The sequence below is a fragment of the Roseateles sp. GW835-FHT13E02 genome (genome assembly GCF_058794035.1).
Window position 1 is genome coordinate 38,170 of the sequence record NZ_JBXAGJ010000001.1, and the last position, 16,904, is coordinate 55,073.

Annotated in this window: 11 protein-coding genes; 4 read left to right on the forward strand and 7 right to left on the reverse strand. The window is 66.5% G+C overall.

The features are described from left to right. Positions 1-35: 35 nt before the first annotated feature. From AC1Q6P_RS00165 to AC1Q6P_RS00175, 3 genes are all read right to left on the reverse strand, one after another. Entirely contained in the window at positions 36-1,469 is a 1,434-nt protein-coding gene (locus AC1Q6P_RS00165) for a YfcC family protein (RefSeq protein WP_492663842.1), read from the reverse strand. A gap of 8 nt (positions 1,470-1,477) precedes the next feature. Beyond that, positions 1,478-2,599, reverse strand: coding sequence for a succinylglutamate desuccinylase/aspartoacylase family protein (locus AC1Q6P_RS00170; RefSeq protein ID WP_492663843.1), 1,122 nt, complete (start codon positions 2,597-2,599; stop codon positions 1,478-1,480). A gap of 138 nt (positions 2,600-2,737) precedes the next feature. Further along, a complete protein-coding gene (locus AC1Q6P_RS00175) occupies positions 2,738-4,105 on the reverse strand; it encodes a cyanophycinase (RefSeq protein ID WP_492663844.1) in 1,368 nt (455 codons plus the stop codon). A 309-nt stretch (positions 4,106-4,414) separates the two neighbouring features. Here AC1Q6P_RS00175 and AC1Q6P_RS00180 point away from each other — a divergent pair, with 309 nt between their 5' ends. Beyond that, a complete protein-coding gene (locus AC1Q6P_RS00180; RefSeq protein ID WP_492663845.1) occupies positions 4,415-7,165 on the forward strand; it encodes a TonB-dependent receptor in 2,751 nt (916 codons plus the stop codon). An 84-nt stretch (positions 7,166-7,249) separates the two neighbouring features. Here AC1Q6P_RS00180 and AC1Q6P_RS00185 read toward each other — a convergent pair whose 3' ends face one another. After that, entirely contained in the window at positions 7,250-8,764 is a 1,515-nt protein-coding gene (locus tag AC1Q6P_RS00185) for a cyanophycinase (RefSeq protein WP_492663846.1), read from the reverse strand. A 254-nt stretch (positions 8,765-9,018) separates the two neighbouring features. On the opposite strand from AC1Q6P_RS00185, the gene AC1Q6P_RS00190 reads away from it, so the two are divergent. Both AC1Q6P_RS00190 and AC1Q6P_RS00195 read left to right on the forward strand, forming a co-directional pair. Then, positions 9,019-11,745 (forward strand): TonB-dependent receptor, encoded by a 2,727-nt coding sequence (locus AC1Q6P_RS00190; RefSeq protein WP_492663847.1) that lies wholly within the window; start codon positions 9,019-9,021, stop codon positions 11,743-11,745. Between the two features lie 38 nt (positions 11,746-11,783). After that, positions 11,784-12,959: a serine hydrolase domain-containing protein gene (locus AC1Q6P_RS00195; protein WP_492663848.1), complete on the forward strand. Its 1,176-nt coding sequence runs from the start codon at positions 11,784-11,786 to the stop codon at positions 12,957-12,959. A gap of 87 nt (positions 12,960-13,046) precedes the next feature. Here the strand turns inward: AC1Q6P_RS00195 and AC1Q6P_RS00200 are convergent, their stop codons facing one another. The 3 genes from AC1Q6P_RS00200 to AC1Q6P_RS00210 form a co-directional block, all read right to left on the reverse strand. Then, a complete protein-coding gene (locus AC1Q6P_RS00200) occupies positions 13,047-13,322 on the reverse strand; it encodes a hypothetical protein (protein ID WP_492663849.1) in 276 nt (91 codons plus the stop codon). A 144-nt stretch (positions 13,323-13,466) separates the two neighbouring features. Next, positions 13,467-14,141 (reverse strand): YceH family protein, encoded by a 675-nt coding sequence (locus AC1Q6P_RS00205; protein ID WP_165794509.1) that lies wholly within the window; start codon positions 14,139-14,141, stop codon positions 13,467-13,469. 6 nt (positions 14,142-14,147) lie between these two features. Then, positions 14,148-14,930 carry an SDR family oxidoreductase gene (locus AC1Q6P_RS00210; RefSeq protein WP_171826008.1) on the reverse strand — a complete coding sequence of 261 codons (783 nt, stop codon included), beginning with the start codon at positions 14,928-14,930 and terminating at the stop codon, positions 14,148-14,150. 218 nt (positions 14,931-15,148) lie between these two features. Between AC1Q6P_RS00210 and AC1Q6P_RS00215 the strand changes: the two genes are divergently transcribed. Further along, complete coding sequence (locus AC1Q6P_RS00215; protein WP_492663850.1) at positions 15,149-16,837, forward strand: electron transfer flavoprotein-ubiquinone oxidoreductase; 1,689 nt, start codon at positions 15,149-15,151, stop codon at positions 16,835-16,837. Positions 16,838-16,904: the final 67 nt, after the last annotated feature.

Here is a 16,904-nt window from a genome sequence, read left to right on the forward strand (position 1 = left end):
CGGTCACTGTACGGCAAGCGGCGGGCGGCACGGGCTCAGTGCCACTGAATCCAGCTCGGCACCGCCAGCAGCAGCAAGGCCAGCAGCAGGTAGGCCAGCTGCAGGGGCAGCATCCAGCGCGCCCAGCGGCTCCAGGGGATGCCGGCCAGGGCCAGCACGCCGACCGTGATGCCCGAGGTGGGGATGACCGGCGTGGTCAGCTCGCCGAACTGAAAAGCCAGGATGGCGGTCTGCCGACTCACCCCCACCAGATCAGCCAGCGGCGCCATCACCGGCATGGTCAGGGCAGCCTGGCCGGTGCCGGAGTGGATGAAGAAGTTGATCACCGACTGAATCAGAAACATCTTCTGCGCCGAGAAGATGGGGCTGCTCGATTCCACCAGGGGCACCAGGCTGTGCAGCACGGTGTCGATGATGTGGCCGTCGCGCATCAGCACCACGGTGGCCTTGGCCAGGGCGATCACCAGGGCGGTGCTGACCAGGTCCTTGGCGCCTTGCATGAAGGCGGCGACGAAGTCCTCGGCCGAGAGCCGCGCCACCAGGCCCACGGCCAGGGCCATCACCAGGAACAGGGCTGCGATCTCCTCGATGTACCAGCCGAAGCGCACCACGCCGACGATCATGGACAGCAGCGTCAGCACGAACAGACCCAGCACCAGCTTGTGGCGCGGCTGCAGGCCTTCGAACTGCTCGAAGCTGCTGAGGTCCAGGTGGCGGCGGCGCTCCTGGTCTTGTTCAAAGCAGGGGCTCAGGCGCGGGTCGCGCTGCACGCGGGCGGCGTACCACATCAGAAAGGCGATGGTCACCGTGGTGAAGATCAGCCAGCAGACCAGGCGGTAGCCCAGGCCCGAGAACATGGGCACACCGGCAATGTTCTGGGCCACGCCGACATTGAAGGGGTTGAGAAAAGCCGTGGCAAAACCGATCTGCGAGCCGACGAAAGGAATCGCCACGCCGACGATGCTGTCGTACTTCAATGCCAGGGCCAGGGGGATGAAGATCAGCACAAAGGGAATCGCCTCCTCGGCCATGCCGAAAGTGGCGCCACCCAGGGAGAACAGCCCAACGAAGAGCGGGATCAGGCCGGCGCGCACCAGGGCCGAGTGCCGATGGGCGCGGGCCACGGACTTGATCATCGCGTCGATGGCCTCGCTGCGCTGCAGGACCGAAAACGCGCCGCCAACGATGAGCACAAAGCCGATGATCAGGGCCGCCTCGACGAAACCCTTGATCGGCGCCGTCATCAAGGCCACCAGGCCTTGCGGCTGGCTGGGGATGTGGCGGAAGGAATCGGCCACGATCACCTTCTTGCCATCAACCAACTCCGTCTGGTACTGGCCGCCGGGCAGCACCCAGGTGGCCAGGGCGATCAGGGCCAGCAAGGCGAACAGCAGGACAAAGGTGTTGGGGAACTTGAGGGGCTTGGCGGAGGGGCTTGCGGGGTTCGCAGGCGTGATGGGCGTGGACATGGCCGGGCTCACATGGAAAGCAGCTTGCCGCTGCGGAATGGAATGGCGCCTGCGACCTTGCAGACCCGCATACCGGCGCTGGCATAACGCCGAGACACCCGGGCAAACATCAGGCCCGCGGCGCGGGCGCAGAGCAGGCTGCGCTGCTCGCTCAAGGGATCGATCAGCTCGGCCACGGCCTCGCCAGCGGCGACGCGATCACCGGGCGCCTTGAGGAAGACCAGCACGCCGGCATGGGGCGCGACGATGGGCTCCACCGCCTCCAGCGCCGTGGCGGGACAGGCCAGGCCCTGGAGCGCGGCAGGCGGGCGATCCGCCACATCGCCGGTGTCGCGCAGGAACTCGATCAGGGCGGCGGCATCGGCCGCGGCCAGCTCGTGCGACACCTCGGTCTCGCCACGCAGCTCCACCGTGGCGGCCAGGCAGGCCAGGGGCACCGGCGTGGCTGGGCCGAAGTGCTCGGCCAGCTCCCACCAGTGGCGGGCCAGGGATTCATCGAAAGGGTCGTCCCCCGACTCGCGCGAGATCAGATAGGCCTGGGCGCCCAGGCGCGCGGCCAGCGGCGCCAGGGCCGAGGCCAGGGGCGTGCCGGTGTAAACATGGAGCACGGCCTGGTTGTCGCAGTGCAGGTCCAGCACCACATCGGCATCCAGGGCCAGGGATTGCAGCAGGCGCTTGAGGGTCTCGGTCTCGGTGGCCACGGGCCGCTCGGCCAGCAGGGCCTGGGCAGCCGCGCGCACCGTGCGCACATTGGCCGCGGCATCGGCGCCCAGCTTCCCCTGCAGGCGCGGCAGCAGGGACGGGGTCAGGTGTTGATAGCCGCGGTTGAAGTTGACGCCGGTGCTGAGATCGAAGCGGCCGAAGGACGTGCCCTGCAGCTCCTGGGCCAGGCCAATGGGGTTGGCCAGGGGCAGCAGCACGATCTCGCCGGGCAGATGGCCGGCCGCCTCCAACTCCAGCAATCGATCTTTCAAATGCTGGGCCACCAGCATGGGCGGCACCTCGTCGGCATGGAGCGAGGCCTGGATGTAGACCTTGCGGCCGCTCTGGCCCGCACCGAAATGCAGGCTGTGCAGCTGGCGGGCGCTGCCGGCATGGGCCGGCGGTAGGGCATGAAGTTGGCGGCGCATGAGGGTGTGGATGAAGAAGTGAAAGTGCTTGGGGTAGTTGGGCGGGCATAGCCCTGCCCCGCTCGGCTGGGCGAGAGCCCAGGGCCGAGATCGAGAACGACTCAGAGGTAGACCGCGCGCGAGCCGCGCGGACTCGGCTCAAGGCATGGGGCTGATGGGCTTGTAGAAGGGCTGCTGCACCCGCACCGGCAGCACATCGAGGCGCAAATTCAGAACGGTGTAGTCCTCGCCGCCCAGGGCGCCGGTGAACCAGGCCAGGCTGTCCGGGCCTTTGTAGAGGCGGAACTCAAAACCCAGCTCGCTGTCCGACTCACTGCCCGTCGCGCTCGCTGCCGATGCCGATGCCGATGCCGATACAGGCACCGTGCGCGGGCCGGCGAAGGCCAGGCCCAGCACCTCCTGGAAGGGGCTGTCGATCAGCTGGGCCATGGCGTTGGCAATCGTGTTGTCGCCCAACATGTCCATCAGGAACGGCTGCTGGGTGAAAAAGGGCTTGAAGTCCGGCGCACGCGGGTCGATCTTGTGGCCGGCGCGCTTGGCGGCCGAGGGCGTGGTCTCGCCGCGGCCCAGATGGTGGCGGTCGCCGCGGTCGAGAAAGCTCAGGCGCACGCCGCGGATGTTGAAGGCGGGCAAGCGCGCATCGCGGCGGGCATCGCCCAGGTCCACCAGAAGCACGCCGCGCGCACCGATCACCTCCAGGGCCTCGCCCTTGATCACGGCGGCGCTGTTCTCTTCCACGCCTAGGCCCAGGCGATAGCCCTCGGCCTGCATCAGGGGCAGGAGGCGGCCAATGCGGCCGCGCTTGAGGAAATGCTGATCGATGAAGAGATGGGGGCCGACAAAGCCCAGGCCGCGGTCCACCTCCTGGCCGCGGCGCAGCTGACCTTTCAAGACCTTGAGCGAGTCCTGCGCGTCGCGAAACATCGTGCTGCTCATGATGGCCGCGCCGGCGCTGGTGCCAGCCACCACACCGCCGCGCCGGTAGAGCGCCCAGATGGCCTCGAGCATGGGCGTGGGCTGGCCGCCGGGCTGCAGGCTGTCAACGATCAGCTCTTGCGCGCCGCCCGAGAAGAACACGCCTTGCGCCGCATTCACCTTGGCCAGCAGGGCCGGGTCGCGCACGGCAGCGGCCACATCGCTGCCGGCCAGGCGCGGCGCCACGGGGATGTGTTCGGCGCGGGCGCCCTGGCGCTGCAAGGCTTCGATGATCTGGCCGGCGCTGCGCTCGGGGTTGGCGGCGGCCGTGGCGAACACGGCGAAGCGCGCGCCGGGGCCGCCGGCCTCGTCAACGATGCGTTTCCAGACCGCGTCGTTGTCGTACTTCAGGGCGCCGCCGATGACGATGGCCGTGCCGCGCGGAGCCGCTTCAGCCGAAGTTTGCGCATGGCTGGGCGTGGCGAAGAGGCCCGTGCTGGCCAGAAGCGAGGCGAGCAGCGAGGCCAGCAAAAAGCGACGGCGGCCTGCGGCGCGCGCACCGGATGCGATGGAGTGGCTTGGGGTTTGCATGGCGCCAGTCTGTCAGCGCGCGCGCCGCAAAACCAGCGGGTTGGCCCGCTGCAGCGCCTGCAAAGGACGCAAAGCGCAAGTGCGTGTCGCATCCATGCAAGCGCGTTTCACCCCTGTTCATCGAGGTTTGCGCGCTTGCGACATGCATTTACACGCAAGCGACCGAGGCGCCAAAACCCCATAGGCAAGTCACGAGGGCCACTTCTAGAGTCCGTTCAAACCCCAGCCACCCCGGCGCCCAAGGTTGTTCGTCCCCCTCACCTGTTCACCCCTTCACCTGTTCACTTCTCCCTCCTCCAAGGTTCCACCATGACGCAAGCCCGCAAGCCGCATCGACTCTTTCAACCCCAGCGCCTGGCCCAGGCCGCCATGCTGCTGCTCGGCAGCCAATTCCTGAGCAGCGTCCAAGCCCAGGAAGCGAAACTGGAACGTGTGGAAGTCACCGGCACCAGCATCAAGCGCCTGGAGGGCGAGACTGCCCTGCCGGTGCAGACCCTCAAGCGCAGCGACATCGACAAGACCGGCGCCACCACGGCGGCCGAAATCATGAAATCCATCAGCGGCAATGCCGCCGGCCTGACGGATGGCGCCTCCATCACCGACAGCACCGGCGGCCAGCGCGGCTTCAACGGCGCGAACCTGCGCGGCATCGGCGTCTCCAGCACCCTGGTGCTGCTGAACGGCCGGCGCATGGCCAATTTCGCCTCGCCCGGCGACAACTCGGGCGTGGACCTGAACAACATCCCGGCCGGCGCCATCGAGCGCGTGGAAATCCTCAAGGACGGCGCCTCGGCCATCTACGGCACCGACGCCATCGGCGGCGTCATCAACTTCATCACCCGCAAGGACTACCGCGGTGCCGATGTGAACGTCTACGCCTCGCGCACCCAAGAGGGTGGCGCCGAGAAGACGGCCGCCTCGCTGGGCGGTGGCTTCGGTGACCTGGCCAAGGACCGCTTCAATGTCTTCGGCGTGATCGACGCGCAAAAGCTCGGCGCCCTGCGCAGCAGCGAGCGCGACTTTCTGAAGGAGCGTCCGCTGGCCAGCACCCTGCCCTTCTACATGAGCAGCCGCACCTTCCCCGGCAACATCCGCCTGGCCAGCCGGGCCGCCGCACGCAAGGTGCAGCTCGATGCCCTCAACGCCGCCGGCTTCAACTTCAACGGCAAGCCGCTGACCCAGCGCACCATCAACCTCTCGGCCCCGGCCTGCAACCCGCCGGCCACGGTCTACGCGCCCGACAACCTGTCCGAGGCCTGCAGCTTCGACTACATGCAGGACACCGAGCTCTACCCCGAATCCGAGAAGCTCGCCTTCCTGGGCCGCGGTGTCTTTCAGCTGAACGAGCAGCACCAGCTCTTCGCCGAGGTGCTGAAGAGCAAGACCACGACCCAGTACGTGGCCAGCCCCAACCCGATCGAAATCACCGCGGTGCCGACCGCGGCCATCAACCCCTTCCTGAGCAAGCCCCTGCCCTTCGGCGGCACGGTGGACATCCGTCAGCGCGTGACCGAAGCCGGCAACCGGACCAATCAAGTGACCAGCGATGCCGAGCGCCTGGTGGTGGGCGCGAGCGGCAGCCTGGCCTTGTTCGGCGGCTGGGACTACGACATCGCCCTGAACCGCGCCGTCAACCGCTCGACCGATGCCATCGAGGATGGCTACTTCCTCTACAACGAGTTCGTCGCCGGTGTGCGCACGGGCAAGGTCAACCCCTTCGGCCCTTCGCCGCAGGCCGGCAAGGACTTGCTGAACAGCATTCGCGTGCAGGATGAATCGCGCCGCTCCAAGGGCACGACCACCACCCTGGACTTCAAACTGAGCGGTAGCCTGGGCAAGCTGGAAGGCGGCGACCTGGGCCTGGCCGTGGGCGCCGAGCTGCGCCGCGAGGTGACCGAGTTCACGCCCTCGGCCTTGCTGCTGACCAACAACATCCAGGGTGACCGCAGCTCGCGCGGTGATGCACCTGTGGCCAGCAGCAACAGCCGCAAGGTCGGCGCCGTGTTTGCCGAACTGAACGCCCCCGTGAGCAAGACGCTGGAACTGCAAGCCGCGCTGCGCTACGACAAATACAGCGGCGTGGGCGACACCCTGAACCCCAAGCTCGGCGTGCGCTGGCAGCCGAACAAGCAGCTGGTGCTGCGCGGCTCGGCCGGCACCGGCTTCCGAGCGCCCACCATCACCGAGCTGACCCGCCCGACCTCGTTTGGCAGCAGCTCGGCCTTCCTGACCGACCCGGGCTGCGTGGCCCAGGGCTTTGCCGTCGCCGACTGCACCGACCAATGGCGTGTCGAGCGCCGCAGCAACCCGAATCTCAAGCCCGAGAAGTCCAAGCAGGCCTCCTTCGGCGTGGTCTTCGAAGCCAGCAAGGACGCGACCGCCAGCCTGGATTACTGGCAGATCCGCAAGACCGACGTCATCAGCGACCTCTCGGAACAGGTGATCCTGGGCAATCTGCCCAAGTACGAGAAGGACTTCGTCAAGCGCGACGAGTTCGGTGAATTCATCGACACCATCTTGCTCAAGAAGGACAACCAGGGCGAGCTGCGCACCTCGGGCCTGGATCTGGAGTTGACCCTGCGCCAGGCCACCGAGGGCTGGGGCCGCTTCACCGCCTCGCTGAGCGGCACCTATGTGCTCAAGTACGAACGCCAGCCCGGCGCCGGCGAGCCCTTCATGAACAACGCCGGCCAGTTCCTGAGCGACCAGGTGATCCAGAAATGGCGCCATCGCCTGTCGGTGGACTGGGATATGGGCCCTTACGGCCTGACCCTGGGCAACACCTACTACTCGGGCTACCGCGACCACAACACCGCCTTCAATCCCAACACCGACGAACTGCTGCCCGCGCGCAGCGTGCAGGCCTACTCGCTGTGGGATCTGTCGGGTTCCTTGCGCATCAACAAGCAGCTCAAGCTGCGCGCCGGCATCCAGAATCTGCTGGACACGCAGCCGCCGTTCTCCAACCAGGGCTACTACTTCCTGGCCACCTATGACCCGACCTACACCGACCCGCGCGGCCGCAACTTCTACCTCAGCCTGAACTACAGCTTCCGCTGAAACCGGGCAGCCTCAAAGCAAAGGGGCCGGGCGCATCACGCGCCCGGCCCCTTTTTTCACTTCAATCGGGGCTGGCTTGTCGTTTCACTTGCTCGGCCCGTCGCCCCGCTCGGGGGCCGGGCCGGTGGCGCGGTCGGGGCCGGGCCAGGCGCTGTACAGCGGCTGGGGCATGCGCACCGGGGTCACGTCGAGGTAGAGATTGACCACGGTGAATTCCTCACCACCCCACTCCTCGGTGCTCCAGCCATAACTGCCCTTGCCCTTGTACAGGCGGAACAGGAAACCGAGCTCGGCGACCGGGTCACCGGGCTTGGGCAGCACATCGAAGGACAGGCCGCGCACCTCGTTGCGGTTGCTGTCGATCAGATAGGTCATGGCATTGGCGATGGTGGAGTCGCCCAGCATGTCCAGATCGAAACGGTCTTCGGTGAAATAGGGCTTGAAGTCGGGCGCCGTGTGGTCATGCTTGGCGCCGCGCAGCTTGATGGGCGCCGGCGTGGTCTGCCGGGTCTTGAGGTTGTAGCGGTCGCCCTGGTCCAGGAAGCTCAGGCGCGCACTGGTCACATTGAAGGCGCCCAGGGTCGGGTCGGTCTTCACATCGGTCAGGTCCACCAGCAAGGCGCCCTTGGCGCCGATCACCTCGACCTCATCGCCATGCACCACGGCGGCCGAGTTCTCTTCCACACCCAGGCCCAGCTTGTAGCCCTTGGCCATCATCAGCGGGATCATGCGGCCAAAACGGCCGCGCTTGAGGAAATGCTGGTCGACGAAGAGATCGGGGCCGACAAAACCGAGGCCACGGTCGATCTGTTTGCCCTCGGCCCACTTGCCTTTCATGATGTTGATGACGCTGGGTGCGTCACGGAACATCACCGTGCTCATGATGGCCGCACCGGCCGAGGTGCCGGCCACCACACCGCCGCGGCGGTAGACGTCCCAGATGGCGTCCAGCATGGGCGTGCTGTGGCCGCCGGGCATCAGCACGTCGACGATGCGCTCTTGCGAGCCGCCGGTAAAAAACACGCCACGGGCGTTCTTGACCTTGGCGATCAGGGACGGGTCGCGCACCACCTTGCTCAGGTCCACCCAACTGAACTTGGGGGCCACCGGCAGGGCCTCAGCCACGGCACCGCGCTTTTGCAACATGTCCACCGCCGTCTTGGCGCTGGCCTCGGGGTCCTCGGCCGCCGTGCCGAAGACGACAAAACGCGCGCCCTTGCCGCCGGCCAGCTGCACGATGCGGCCCCAGACGTCTTCGTTGTCGGCCTTCAATGCACCCCCGATGGGCACGGCATAGCCTTTGATGGCGCCCTCTCCCGCGCCCAGCGGGCCGGGGCCGGCGCTGCTGCCGGACGCGGCGCTGTTGCCTGCCGTCGAACTGGTCGGTTTGGCCGTGACCGGCGAGGGCGCATGCACGCCCTTGACCGGCGTGGTCGGCGGCGGCGGCGTGGCGCCGAGCACCGTGCCGGCGGGGCCGAAGGTGCCCGGCTTCAGGGTGTGCACCGTGCCACCCTGGGCAGATGCGCCAAGGCTGGCCGTGGCCAGCAGGCCCGCAGCCAGGGTGGAGATCAACAAATCAGAGACGTGCTTGGTGTTCATGGCCAGGGAGACTGTGTGAATGAGCCAACGCAAAAACAGAAGATTCAGGCGGGGCGATGCGAATCATGGCACGGCCGCACTCGCGGCCTTGTGCACCGGTCAGTCTGAGGCCGCCCCGAGGGCGTTTGGAACGCTATGCGAACGAACTGCACCCTGAGTTGCGCTGATGCGACTGGCGCGTGAATCCCCTATGGCCCGACAGGTCCATGCTTCCTAGACTGGTGCAAACCCCTTACATCCTGGGAGAAGTACCGATGACACCGCCCCGCGCTTGCACCCGCCCCGTTCTTCGCGCCACGGCCCTGGCGGCCCTGATGGCCTCGACCGCAGTGACCAGCCACCTGGCCCAAGCCCAGGAAGCCACCAGCACCCTGAACCGTGTCGAAGTGACTGGCTCGGCGATCAAGCGCCTGGAGTCAGAAACGGCGCTGCCGGTGCAGGTGATCACCCGGGCCGACATCGTCAAGCAAGGCCTGACCACCGCAGCAGAAATCGTCGCCCGCCTCAGCGCCAGCACCAACAACCGCACCGACGGCGGCAGCATCTCCTATGGCGGCTTCCGCGACCAGACCGGTATGAACGGCGCGAATCTGCGCGGCATCGGCGTCTCCAGCACCCTGGTGCTGCTGAACGGCCGGCGCATGGCCAACTTCGCTTCGCCCGGTGATGACTCCGGCGTGGATCTGAACAACATCCCGGCCGCCGCGATCCAGCGCGTGGAAGTGCTGCTGGACGGCGCTTCGGCCCTGTACGGCAGCGATGCCATCGGCGGCGTGATCAACTTCATCACTCGCAAGGATTACACCGGCATCGAGCTCAATGCCAGCGCTGGCAACACCAGTGAGGGCGGTGCCAGCAAGCGCACCGCCTCCATCGCCGGCGGCGTGGGCGACTATGGCCGCGATGGCTTCAATCTTTTCGGCGTGATCGATCTGCAAAAGACCGGCGCCATGAATGCCAGTCAGCGCAAGTTTATCAACGACCTCAAGATCCCGGAACGCCTGCCCGACCTGCTGTCCAGCGCCACTTTCCCCGGCAATATGCGCTTGAGCAACAGCCAGCGCGACTACCTGATCGACGACAAGTTCTCGACCAACGGCAAGACGGTCATCGACAGCAAGACCATCAACCCCGCGGCAGCCACCGGCTGCAACGCACCTTCTTCGCTCTATCTGCCGGACGGCATCGGCGGCGTCGATGGCTGCACGTATGACTACATGCGTGACATCGAGCTCTACCCCAAGTCCAACAAGTCAAGCCTGTTCGGCCGCGGCGTGTTCGACCTGGGCGGAGGCCACCAGCTGTTTGCCGAAGCCTCGCTGACCCGCGCCAAAACGCTCTATTCCGGCACACCGAACCGGGTCGATGCCGACATCGATGTGGGCAAGATCGCCAGCCTGAGCAAGACCACCCTGGCCACCCTGGACGCGGACGACGAGGACCGCATCATCACCGTGCGCACCCGGCTCAGCGAAGCCGGCCTGCGCACCAGCGAGCTGGTCTCCACCGGCGAGCGCGTGGTGCTGGGCCTGAATGGCGCCCTGGCCGGCTGGGACTACGAAGTGGCCTACAACCGCAGCCGCAGCAAGGTCTCGGATCGCGACCACAACGGCTACCTCAACGAGGGCATGATCCTCAAGGGCTTTGCCGATGGCACGCTCAACCCCTTCGGCCCCTCCAGTGCGGCCGGTCTGGCCCTGTACGACAAGGCGCAGATCCGCGGCGAGGTGCGCAACGCCGTCGGCACCGTGGACAGTCTGGACGTCAAGGCCTCGCGCAATCTGATGGCCCTGCCCGGCGGCGATCTGGCCCTGGCCTTGGGCGGCGAATTCCGCCGCGAGAAGCAGAACTACCACCAGTCGGAGGCCCTGGCCAAGGATCTGATCCTCGGCGAAACCTCACAAGGCCCGGACGCCGATTTCGGCCGTTCGCGCAAGGTGGCGGCCGTGTTTGCCGAGATCAATGCACCGCTGAGCAAGGAGCTGGAGCTGCAGGCGGCCATCCGGCATGAGCGCTACCAGGTCACCGGCAGTGCCACCAGCCCCAAGCTCGGCCTGCGCTACACGCCCAGCAAGCAACTGTTGCTGCGTGCCTCGGTCGGCTCGGGCTTCCGCGCGCCCAGCCTGACCGATCTCTACCGCCCGGTCACCCAAGGCACGGCCGCCACCCTGGTCGATCCAGTCTGCATGGCCGCCGACCCGAGCAACACCGTCACCGACTGTTCAGACACCTGGAAGACCCTGACGTACAGCAATTCCGCTCTCAAGCCCGAGCGCTCGAAGCAGTTCTCCTTCGGCGGCGTGCTGGAGCCACAGGCCGGCGTGACCCTGAGCCTGGACTACTGGAACATCCAGAAGCGCAACCTGATCGGCACGCTGGGCGTGGACTCCATCCTGGCCAACCTCGCCAAGTACGGCAATCTCGTGCATCGCGACGAGGACAACGAGATCGACTACATCGAACTGGTCAAGGGCAACCGCGGCCGCCAGAAGATCTCCGGCCTGGACCTGGCGCTCAATTTCTCCGGCTTCAAGAGCCCGCTGGGCACCCTGGGCCTGCGCCTGAACGGCACGGTGACCCTGAACTCCAAGCAGCAAACGGCCAACGACGACCCCTACTACAGCAACCTCGCCCACTTCGTGAACGACGGCGTGGTGCAACGCTGGCGCCACACCCTGAGCGCCGACTGGGAGCAAGGCCCCTGGAGTGCCACCCTGAGCAACAGCTACCTTTCGGGTTACACGGACCAGACCATCGTCGGCAAAGCCGACCGCAAGGTGGGCTCCTACTCTCTGTGGGACCTGACCGGTGCCTGGGCGGTGACCCCGGCGCTGACGGTGCGGGCCGGCGTGAAGAACCTGTTCAACACCTCGCCGCCGTTCTCGCAGCAGGCCTGGTTCTTCCTCTCGGGCTACGACCCCAGCTACACCGACCCGCGCGGCCGCTTCGGCTATCTGAGCGTGCAGTACCAGTTCCGCTGAAGCGGAGCATGGGCGGGCGGGCGATCGAGAAGGTGGGCATGAGGCGCCGTCTCGGATTGCAGGCCTTGGCCGCGGCGGGGCTGTCCGCCACTGGGGTGCGCGCCCAGCCGGCTGGGGCCACGGTCGAGCCGGGTTCCGGCAACTCTCCCGCCTGGCAGGCCCTGTCCTTGGCGCGGCGGCTGCTGGAGCGGCGCGAGGAGGTGGAGCAGCAATGGCCGGGCTTGATGGCCAAGCTCGGCGTGCCGGGCCTGGCTTTGCAGCTGATCCAGCATGGCGAGCTCAGCGAAGCCTGGCACCTGGGTCGGCGCGAGTTCGGCGAGGAGAGCTCGGAGACGGTCACGGCCGGCACAGTGTTCGAATGCGCCTCCATGAGCAAGCCGGTGTTTGCCTACCTGCTGATGCAACAGGTGCAGCGCGGACGGCTGGGCCTTGATCAGCCGATTCTGGATTTCTACCCCGAGCGCTTTCAACCGCCGCAACCCGCGCAGGCGCGCATCACCGCGCGCATGCTCTTGTGCCACCGCTCCGGCCTGCCCAATTGGCGCAGCGGCGACGAGAACCGCGGCCCCCTGCCCCTCAAGTTCACGCCCGGCGAGGGTTTTGAATATTCGGGCGAAGGCTATTTCTACTTGCAGCGCGCGCTGGAGCATCTGCTGGGCGAGCCCCTGCAGACCACGGCCGAACGCGAGCTGTTCGCGCCGCTCGGCATGAGCAGCAGCAGCTTTGTGCTGACGCCGGCGCTCGAGGCCCGGCGTGCGCGTGGCCATGGCGAAGATGGCAAGCCCCTGCCCTGGAGCCGCTACGAGCGGGCCAATGCGGCCTACACCTTGCACACCACGGCGCAGGATTACGGCCGCTTTCTGGCGGCGCTCTTGCGCCCGGCACCCACGGCCAGCGCTTTGCTGAATGAAGAGTGGCGGCGCGAAATGCTGGCCGCGCAGACCGTGGCCAGCGACCGCCAGCCGCTGGAGCGGCCCGGGCGCGCCCTCGATCTGCCAGGCCAGCCGGCCAAGGCCTACTGGAGCCTGGGCTGGATCCTCAACCCCATGGCCGATGGCAGCCGCGTGATCTATCACACCGGCACGAACAGCAGTGGCTTTCGCGCCTACTGCCAGTTCAACCCTTCACAGGGCAGCGGCCTCGTCTTTCTGAGCAACAGCCTGAACGGCCACCAGCTCTGGCAGTCTCTGATCAAACGCTGGGGCGATCTTTGATCGGCGTGCAGCCCACAAGCCGCGCTGGCGCCCCTGGTCCTGCCAAGCAACCGCCGTCAGCGATCAGCCCACCCTAGCCCAGAACGGTCATTTGCCCTTGGCGCTGGCCGCCGCGGCAGCTCCAGCCGCACCAGGCAAACCGGCTTGGAATGCTTCCTTGTCCACCAGTTTGACGTTGTCTGGCAAGCGGCCGGCGTCCTTGCTCTTGCGCGGCAAATTGCTGCCAGTGGTGTACTCGGGGCGCTCATAGCTGCCTTGTGCCTGGTCTTCGGCCGCGGTGCTGGCGCAGCCACTCAGACCGATTGCAGCCAGGGCACTCAGGCTACAGAAAAAAAGACGATTCCGTGTGCGGCTCAACGTCATGGTGCAGGTCTCCCTCGAAGCTGGGGCTCGATGTGTTTGAAATTCAACGATGCCCTTGGTCAATAGCCCAGCCGAACCCAGCACCCGCCCCTCCACTCGGCCACCAGGAAAGGTGAGGCCGGCAAAAGTAGCACCTGCCGAGGGTCAGCTGAGGCTGGAGTCTATGCCCAACTCACCTGCCATCCGCTGTACCAAAAGTTTGAGCTGCTCGAGCTCGCGGCTCAAACGCTGCTGCTCGGCGCGCAGATGGGCGATGTCTTCGGCTTGCTCGGGGCTGCTCGCTCCTGGGGAAAATCCGGTTTGCGCCTCGATGACCGGCTCACCGCAGAGCAGATGAGCCCAGCGCGATTCGCGGGCGCCAGGCGCACGGGCGAGCTTGACGACAAAGGCCGGGCGCTTGTCCGTGGCCTCGGCCAGCTCCTCGAGAAAGCCCTCGACCGAGGACACATCGGCAAAGCGGTGCAGGCGCTCGGTGTGCAGGCGCAGCTCGGCCGTGGTCTGCGGGCCGCGCAGCATCAGCAGGGTCAGCAAGGCCAGGCCGGCGCCGGGCACGCCCAGGCCGCGCGCCCCGTTGTGCTCGAAACGCACGACGCGGCTGCCGCTGACGCTGTTGACCAAGTGCATGGCCTTGAGCTCTTCCAGCGCCAGCAGCACATCGGCCTCGCTGGCGTTCATGACCGGATCACGGGCGGTCTTCTGGTTGCAGCCCAGGGTCAAGGCGTTGAGGGACAGGGGATAACTGTCCGGCACCGTGGATTCCTTCTCCACCAGCACCGCCAGCACACGCGCCTCCAGGGCGCTCAGGGTTCGCAAAGACATGGATGTTCAGACCCCGAAACCGTCGTCGGCCTGGATGATGGCCCCGTTGATGAAATGGCTCTCGTTGGCGCAGAGCATGAGCAGCGAGGTGTCCAGATCCTGAGGCTGGCCGACGCGCTTGCGCGGCAGCAGCTCCACCAGCTTCTTGCCCTGCTCGGTGCCCCAGTGGTGGTGGTTGATCTCGGTGTCGATGTAGCCCGGGCAGATGGCGTTGACATTGATGCCGTACTTGCCCCACTCCAGCGCCATGGCGCGGGTCATGTGGATGACCGCGGCTTTGCTCATGGAGTAGACGCCGATCTGGCTCAGCACGCGCAGGCCGGCCATGGAGGCGATATTGACGATGCGGCCGCCGATGAAGGTGCCGGGCGCCGAGCCCTGGGCGCGGGCCAGCATGCGCTTGCCCACCTCCTGCGCCACAAAAAAGGCGCCGCGGACATTGGTGTCCATGACGAAGTCGTAGTCGTCGGGCGTGACCTCGGTCAGGCGCTGGGTGGTGCTGACACCGGAGTTGTTGATCAGGATGTCCAGCGTGCCGACTTCCGTCTCGGCATGGGCCACGGCCGACTTGATGCTGTCCAGATCGGTGACATCCAGGGTCACCACATGGGCGTCGCCTCCCGAACCTTCGATTTCGCTGCGCAAGGTCTTGAGCCGCTCGGTGCGGCGGCCAGCCAACACCACACAGGCGCCGGCCTGGGCCAGGGTTCGGGCGAACTGGGCGCCCAGGCCGCTCGATGCGCCAGTCACCAGGGCCACGCGGCCCGACAAATCAATGCTGTAACTCATGGTCATCCTCTGGGAAAACTGCGGGGGAAGCGTAGCACGCGACCCCGGGGCCTACGAGGAAAACAGAGCGCCCGGCCGAGGTCTGATTGACATGCGACAAGCTGCTAGAGCCCCGCACCTAGCGGCAAGAAAAGCACGACCGTTCGTTTTATCAAAGCCCCTTATAGAATGCCGCGCAGACAAGCCAGCTCTACAGCTTCAGCCAGGACAAGAACACCATGACGACAAACCAAGAACTTCTGAGCCAGTACGGACCGCGTGAATCGATGGAGTACGACGTGGTCATCGTCGGCGGCGGCCCCGGCGGCCTGGCCACCGCGATCCGGCTCAAGCAGCTGGCGGCGGCCAAGAACCAGGAGCTCTCGGTCGTGGTGCTGGAAAAAGGCTCGGAGCCGGGCGCCCACATCCTCTCGGGCGCGGTCATGGACCCACGCGCGCTGACCGAGCTGCTGCCCAACTGGAAGGAGCTCGGCGCACCGCTGAACCAGGCGGTGCAGGCCGACGAGGTGCTGTTCCTGAACGAAACCGGCGCCACCGCCACGCCGCAGTGGCTGATCCCCGGCTGCTTCCACAACCATGGCAACTACGTCATCTCGCTGGGCGCCGTCACGAAATGGCTGGGCGAGCAGGCCGAGGGCCTGGGCGTGGAGATCTTCCCCGGCTTCACCGCCGCCGAAGTGGTCTACGGTGAAGACGGCAGCGTGCGCGGTGTGGCCACCGGCAATCTGGGCGTGGGCAAGGACGGCGAGCCGACCGAGAACTTCCAGCTCGGCATGGAGCTGCTGGGCAAGTACACCATCTTTGCTGAAGGTGCCCGCGGCCATTTGGGCAAACAGCTGATCGCCAAGTTCCAGCTCGACGCCGGCAAAGACCCGCAAAGCTACGCCATCGGCATCAAGGAACTCTGGGAAGTGCCGGCCGCGCAAGCTCAGCCCGGCCTGGTGGTGCACACCGCCGGCTGGCCCATGGACGGCGACACCTACGGCGGCGGCTTCCTCTACCACCTGGAAGGCAACAAGGTCACCCTGGGCTATGTGGTCGGCCTGGACTACAAAAACCCCTGGCTCTCGCCCTTTGAAGAGATGCAGCGCTGGAAGACCCACCCCAGCATCCGCAAGCACATCGAAGGCGGCAAGCGCCTGGGCTACGGCGCCCGCGCCATCACGGCCGGCGGCCTCCTGAGCCTGCCCAAGACCGTGTTCCCCGGCGGCGCCCTGGTCGGCTGCGATGCCGGCTACCTGAACGCCGCCCGCATCAAGGGCAGCCACGCCGCCATCAAGAGCGGCATGCTGGCAGCCGAGGCCGCTTTCGAAGCCCTGGTCGCCGGCCGCCAGCATGACGAGCTGAGCGCCTACCCCGCCGCCTTTGAGCAAAGCTGGCTCCATGAAGAGCTGAACCAGTCACGCAACTTCAAGCAATGGTTCAAGAAAGGCAACACCGTCGGCACGCTGATGACCGGCATCGAGCAATGGCTGCTGCCCAAGCTGGGCATGAAGAGCCCGCCGTGGACCATCCACCGCCCCCTGCCCGACCACCTCTACCTGAAGCCCGCGGCCGACTGCGCCAAGATCGACTACCCCAAGCCGGACGGCAAGCTGACCTTTGACCGCTTGTCCTCGGTCTTCGTGTCCAACACCAACCACGAAGAAAACCAGCCCGCTCACCTGACGCTGAAAGACGCTTCGGTGCCGGTGTCGCTGAACCTGGCCAAGTTCGCCGGCCCCGAGAGCCGCTACTGCCCGGCCGGCGTGTACGAGTTCGTCAAGAGCGATGCCGGCGAAGACCGCCTGCAGATCAACGCCCAGAACTGCGTGCACTGCAAGACCTGCGACATCAAGGACCCGAGCCAGAACATCGTCTGGGTCACGCCCGAGGGCGGTGGCGGGCCCAACTACGCCGGCATGTAACAGAAAAATCACGCCGCAAGCGGGCCCTGCACAGGGCCCGTTTTCTTTTCTGCGCCGCTTGCATACA

Coding starts and splice junctions, on each gene's coding strand:
- AC1Q6P_RS00195 (WP_492663848.1), top strand. CDS start 11,784: ATGAGGCGCCGTCTCGGATTGCAGGCCTTGGCCGCGGCGGGGCTGTCC.
- AC1Q6P_RS00210 (WP_171826008.1), bottom strand. CDS start 14,930: ATGAGTTACAGCATTGATTTGTCGGGCCGCGTGGCCCTGGTGACTGGC.
- AC1Q6P_RS00190 (WP_492663847.1), top strand. CDS start 9,019: ATGACACCGCCCCGCGCTTGCACCCGCCCCGTTCTTCGCGCCACGGCC.
- AC1Q6P_RS00170 (WP_492663843.1), bottom strand. CDS start 2,599: ATGCGCCGCCAACTTCATGCCCTACCGCCGGCCCATGCCGGCAGCGCC.
- AC1Q6P_RS00205 (WP_165794509.1), bottom strand. CDS start 14,141: ATGTCTTTGCGAACCCTGAGCGCCCTGGAGGCGCGTGTGCTGGCGGTG.
- AC1Q6P_RS00165 (WP_492663842.1), bottom strand. CDS start 1,469: ATGTCCACGCCCATCACGCCTGCGAACCCCGCAAGCCCCTCCGCCAAG.
- AC1Q6P_RS00200 (WP_492663849.1), bottom strand. CDS start 13,322: ATGACGTTGAGCCGCACACGGAATCGTCTTTTTTTCTGTAGCCTGAGT.
- AC1Q6P_RS00215 (WP_492663850.1), top strand. CDS start 15,149: ATGACGACAAACCAAGAACTTCTGAGCCAGTACGGACCGCGTGAATCG.
- AC1Q6P_RS00175 (WP_492663844.1), bottom strand. CDS start 4,105: ATGCAAACCCCAAGCCACTCCATCGCATCCGGTGCGCGCGCCGCAGGC.
- AC1Q6P_RS00185 (WP_492663846.1), bottom strand. CDS start 8,764: ATGAACACCAAGCACGTCTCTGATTTGTTGATCTCCACCCTGGCTGCG.
- AC1Q6P_RS00180 (WP_492663845.1), top strand. CDS start 4,415: ATGACGCAAGCCCGCAAGCCGCATCGACTCTTTCAACCCCAGCGCCTG.